This window comes from Humibacter sp. (assembly GCF_035547335.1).
Classification (GTDB): domain Bacteria; phylum Actinomycetota; class Actinomycetes; order Actinomycetales; family Microbacteriaceae; genus Humibacter.
Genome location: NZ_DASZVF010000070.1, coordinates 1 through 4,524 on the forward strand (window position 1 = coordinate 1; position 4,524 = coordinate 4,524).

Annotated in this window: 4 protein-coding genes, 1 tRNA gene and 1 pseudogene; 1 reads left to right on the forward strand and 5 read right to left on the reverse strand. The window is 69.3% G+C overall.

Features of this window, described 5'->3' with window-relative positions; genetic code table 11:
- Positions 1 to 203: 203 nt before the first annotated feature.
- The 3 genes and pseudogenes from VHB92_RS14590 to VHB92_RS14595 form a co-directional block, all read right to left on the reverse strand.
- A complete protein-coding gene (locus VHB92_RS14590; protein ID WP_325454494.1) occupies positions 204 to 470 on the reverse strand; it encodes a hypothetical protein in 267 nt (88 codons plus the stop codon).
- Positions 471 to 860: 390 nt separating this feature from the next.
- Positions 861 to 977, reverse strand: a pseudogene (locus VHB92_RS16705) (helix-turn-helix domain-containing protein); the annotation flags it as partial.
- 30 nt (positions 978 to 1,007) lie between these two features.
- Positions 1,008 to 1,090 (reverse strand) — tRNA-Leu (locus tag VHB92_RS14595).
- An 80-nt stretch (positions 1,091 to 1,170) separates the two neighbouring features.
- Between VHB92_RS14595 and VHB92_RS14600 the strand changes: the two genes are divergently transcribed.
- Positions 1,171 to 2,538 (forward strand): mycothione reductase, encoded by a 1,368-nt coding sequence (locus tag VHB92_RS14600; protein WP_325454495.1) that lies wholly within the window; start codon positions 1,171 to 1,173, stop codon positions 2,536 to 2,538.
- Positions 2,539 to 2,552: 14 nt separating this feature from the next.
- On the opposite strand, the gene VHB92_RS14605 is transcribed toward VHB92_RS14600, so the two are convergent.
- On the reverse strand, positions 2,553 to 4,046 hold the full coding sequence (locus VHB92_RS14605; RefSeq protein ID WP_325454496.1) for a flotillin family protein: 1,494 nt from the start codon (positions 4,044 to 4,046) through the stop codon (positions 2,553 to 2,555).
- Entirely contained in the window at positions 4,043 to 4,270 is a 228-nt protein-coding gene (locus tag VHB92_RS14610) for a hypothetical protein (RefSeq protein WP_325454497.1), read from the reverse strand. Before VHB92_RS14610 ends, VHB92_RS14605 begins: the two co-directional genes overlap by 4 nt.
- Positions 4,271 to 4,524: the final 254 nt, after the last annotated feature.

Here is a 4,524-nt window from a genome sequence, read left to right on the forward strand (position 1 = left end):
ACAGCGCTGTCGCCGTCACCGGCCTCGCCGCAGACGTCGTAGCCCTCCTCCTCGAGCATCTCCTTGAGGTCGAGGCGGATCAGTGCCTCGTCCTCGGCGATGAGGACGCGACGGTGCGTCGGGTCGGGCGTCGTCACGGTCGGAAATGTACCCGGCCGCCTCGGACTCGCCATCCGGGTTCGTTTCGTGCTCGTATCGCGGCGTCAGTACTTCGGACCCACGAACTCGTCGAGCCGCGCGACCGCATCGCGGCGGGCGACTGACAGCGAGTTCGTGTTGTTGCGCCGCCACGCGATGTCCAGCAGGTCGAGTGCCCACCCACAGATGCCGAGGATGTCTTCACTCCGGTTGGAGAACAGGTAACGCGGGTACTCGTAGCGCCTCCCGTGATTCGTAGCAAAGTTGGTCCCGCGCCAGCCATCGCTGTGGAAGAGCCCTCGCAGCAGCGGACGCGGGTCCGAAAGCGCCATCTCCCGTTGCCAAGGCGCTAGGAAGATCGGCCGCGTGTGCTTCATGCCTGGTCCGCACTGCGGGAAGAGACACGGCCAGTGCTTCCAATTGCTCTCAACGTTGGTGCATCCGACGCTGTGCTGCCGCCATCCACCGTCGTAGGGCAGAACCGATCGCATGGTTCGTTCAGCCTCATCGATGAGCCCCGGCCATGCGTCCGAACAAGCGATGCTCAGTCGATACGACCCCTTGACAGCCACGATGTGGCCGTCGCCCAGGTACAGGCCCAGCAAGTACAGAAAGGCCTGAGCAGGTTCGGGCGTCGCAGGCGAACCTGCGCAACGCACACACGTGGCGTCGCGAGCTCGAACGCCGCGGTACGGCTCCCACTCCCCGCGGGCGCGTAGCCACGCGTAGACGCTCGTCCATGAGATGCCGAGCCAGGCCGCGACGGCCGGCACGGTGAGTCCAGCATCGACTGCCCTCAGTGCAAGGGCTCGAGTGTCGGCACTGTGGACCTTGGGCATCCGACCAGAGTCGATCGAGGGTCCGACAAGTACCGGAGGCGGGAATCGAACCCGCAAGTCCTTACGGACAGATGGGTTTGAGCCATCAGCGTTTGCCTTTTCGCCACTCCGGCGTGGGAACTTGACAACGCTATCGTCTCGCACCTTGTCGACCGCAGTGGCTCGCGGTACCGGGGGCCCATAGGGTTCGGCCGTGGACGAGTACGACCTCGTGATCGTCGGTGGGGGCTCGGGCAACACGATCCCCGACGACCGGTTCGACGACTGGTCCATCGGGTTCGTCGAGCGCGAGACGTTCGGGGGCACGTGCCTCAACCGCGGATGCGTGCCGTCGAAGATGTTCGTCCACGCCGCTGACGTCGCGCAGACCATGAAGCACGGCGAGCGCTTCGGGGTCCACGGCTCGTTCGAGCGTGCGGACTGGCCGGCCATCCGCGACCGGGTGTTCGCGCAGCGCATCGACCCGATCGTCGAGAACGGCGGCCGGTACCGCGCGAGCCGGCCGAACACCAGTGTCTACAAAGGATCGGCCGCGTTCGTCGACGGCACGACGCTCGAGGTCGGCGGCACCCGCATCCGCGGCCGGAAGCTGGTGCTGGCCGCGGGGTCGCGCCCGTACGTGCCCGACCTGCCCGGCATCCACGCAGTGCCGCACTGCACGTCGGACACGATCATGCGGATCGACGACCTCCCGCAGCGCCTCGTGATCCTGGGCGGTGGCGTGATCGCCGCCGAGATGGCCCACGTGTTCGACGGCCTCGGCGCCCACGTCACGATCGTCCTCAGGGGTGCCTGCCTGCTCGGTGGCGAGGACGAGGAGGTGCAGGAGGTCTTCACCGACGTGGCCCGCGAACGCTTCGACGTCGTCACCGAGGCGCTGGACCTCTCGTTCACGCCGGGTGAGAGCGGACGCTTCGGCCTGCGCGGGGTCACCCGGCACGGAGGGCCGTTCACGCGTGAGGGTGACCTCCTGCTCGTCGCCACCGGCCGGGTCCCCAACAGCGACCAGCTGCGGGTCGACGTCGCGGGCATCGCCACCGATGCGATGGGCCGGGTCGTCGTCGACGACCAGCTGCGCACGAACGTCCCCGACGTGTGGGCCTTCGGCGACCTGACCGCGCACCATCCGCTGAAGCACCTGGCCAATGCGGAGGCGAAGGTCGTCGCGCACAACCTGCTGCACCCCGACGACCCCAGGAACGTCGACCGCCAGAACCACCCGCGCGCGGTGTTCGGCGCTCCGCAGGTGGCGGCGGTCGGCATGAGCGAGCAGCAGCTGCGCGCCGAGGGCGTGCCCTTCCTGGTGGGCCGGTGCGCCTACGGCGCGACTGCGTACGGCTGGGCGATCGAGGACACGACGAGCTTCGCCAAGGTGTTCGTCTCGCCCGCCACCGGGCTGCTGCTCGGCGCGCACATCGTGGGCCCGTACGCCTCGACCTTGATCCAGCCGCTCATCCAGGCGATGTCGCTCGGCACGACGGCGCGCGCGGTCGCCGAGGTCATGTACATCCACCCCGCGCTCAGCGAGGTCGTGGAGAACGCGCTCCTCGACGCTCGCTGAGCGGGCGGTAGGGGCTAGGACTTCGCCGGCTGGTCGGCCGGGTCGCTCGCCGGCTGGTGACCGTTGCCGTTGGCCGAGCCGCTCGCGTGGCCGTTCTTGCCGTTGAGCGCCGGCAGCAGCGAGTCACGCGCGAGGCCGGTGAGCGCGCCGGCCTGCTGGATGATCTCGGCCAGCGCCGACGTCACCCCGGCCGCGCCGTTGAGCACCGTGAACTGACCGATGTGCTCGAACGGCGACGCGGCCGCGCCCACGATCTCGGGCAGCCGCTCGGCGATCTGCTGCGCGATGACCGCCTCCTGGTTCTGGCTCATCGCCGCGGCCCGCCGCTCGATGCCGGCGGCCTCCGCTTCCATGCGCGCCTTCACCGCTTCGGCCTCGGCGAGGCCCTTCGCCTTGATGGCGTCGGCCTCGGCCTGACCGTTGAGCCGCGTCGCGTTGGCCTGCGCCTCGGCCTGCAGCTTCACGGCGGCCGCTTGGGCCTCGGCCTGCAGCTTGGTCTGCGTGGCGGCCGCCTCCGCGCGCAGCTTGGTCTCCTGCGCCTCCGCTTCGGCCTGGCTGATGCGGGCGTCGCGCGCCGCCGCCGCGAGCGTCGTCTGGCGGTAGGCCTCGGCGTCCGCCGGCTTGCGGACGTCGACCTGGAGCTGTTGCTCCTTCTGCTGCGCCTCGAGCTGCGCGACCCGCGTCTGCTCCTCGACGACCGCCTGGTGCGCCTGCGCCTCCGCGAGCGGACCCTGCTGGCGCGCCTCCTGCGTGGCCTTGTCGACCTCCGCTTGGAAGCCGGCCTTCTTGATGTCGGTGTCGCGCACCGACTGCGCCATCTGCGCCTGCGCGTTCTGCTCCTGAGCGACGGCTTCACGCTCGGCGTTCGCCCGCGCGATGCGGGCGTTCTGCTCGACCTCGGCCTGGTGCGGGACGGCGAGGTTCTCGATGTAGTTCGACTGCGACGTGATCGCCTGGATCTGGAAGCTGTCGATGACGAGGCCGAACGACTCCATCTCCTGCGAGCACCGGTCACGCACCTGCTGCGCGAACTTGTCCTGGTCGCTGATCATCTCTTCGACGGTCATCGAGCCGGCGATCGCACGCAGGTGCCCGACGAAGACGTTCTGCACCTTCGTCTCGAGCTCGGTCGCGGGACGGTCGAGGAACCGCCGGGCGGCGTTCGCGATGGAGCGGTAGTCGTCACCCACCTTGTAGACGACCACCCCGACGAGCGTCAGGTTGATCTTCTGCTGGCTGACGCACGGCACCGAGATCTGGCTCTCGTGGGCCTCGAGCGAGAGCCGACGGACCTTGGTGAGACCGGGGACGACCAGGCAACCTCGACCGGTGACGATGCGAAAGCCCATGCTCTCGCCCACACCCTCCGGCCGCTCGCTCGTGCGGAAGCCGGAGATGATGAGTGCCTCGTCGGGCTCGGCCACGCGCCAGGCGATGCGGAACAGGGCCAGCGCCCCGACCAGCAGCGCGATGACCACGACGATGACGGCAGCAGCAGTGCTGCTCATGATGCGACCTCTCCTGCGTCAGCCGGCGCGACCTCCACGGTCCGGCCGCCCAAGCTGCCGACGACGATGACCTGCGTGTGTCTGGGGATGGTCAGCGTGCGGTCACTGGCGCGCGCCATGAAGCGCTCCGTGCCGCCCCGCACGTCGACCTGCACCTCGCCGAGGTGGTTGGGGGTGATTGCAGCGGTGACGCGCGCGAACTTGCCGACGACGTCCGAGGCCATCCGCGCCACCTGTTCGAGCGAGAGTTCGTGCGCTCTTGAGAGTACGCCGAACGTCCCTCGCGCACCGGGCGCACCACTGGGCTGCAACCATTCCCGAGGGCTCTGCGTCTGGTCGGTGTGACGGCGAACGGGACCCTCGAGGTCCAGTGGGGGGAGCAGCGGGTGCCGGGTAGGGCTGCGTCCGCTGACGCGCTGCTGACCGGGTTGTGGGTGAGGGACCGCGCCGCGCTGGTGCGGCTGTCGGCCCTGCTGCT

Bases quoted from the DNA above. Each gene is read 5' to 3' on its own strand.
- VHB92_RS14590 (WP_325454494.1), bottom strand. From the start codon at position 470: ATGGCGCTTTCGGACCCGCGTCCGCTGCTGCGAGGGCTCTTCCACAGC.
- VHB92_RS14605 (WP_325454496.1), bottom strand. From the start codon at position 4,046: ATGAGCAGCACTGCTGCTGCCGTCATCGTCGTGGTCATCGCGCTGCTG.
- VHB92_RS14610 (WP_325454497.1), bottom strand. From the start codon at position 4,270: ATGGCCTCGGACGTCGTCGGCAAGTTCGCGCGCGTCACCGCTGCAATC.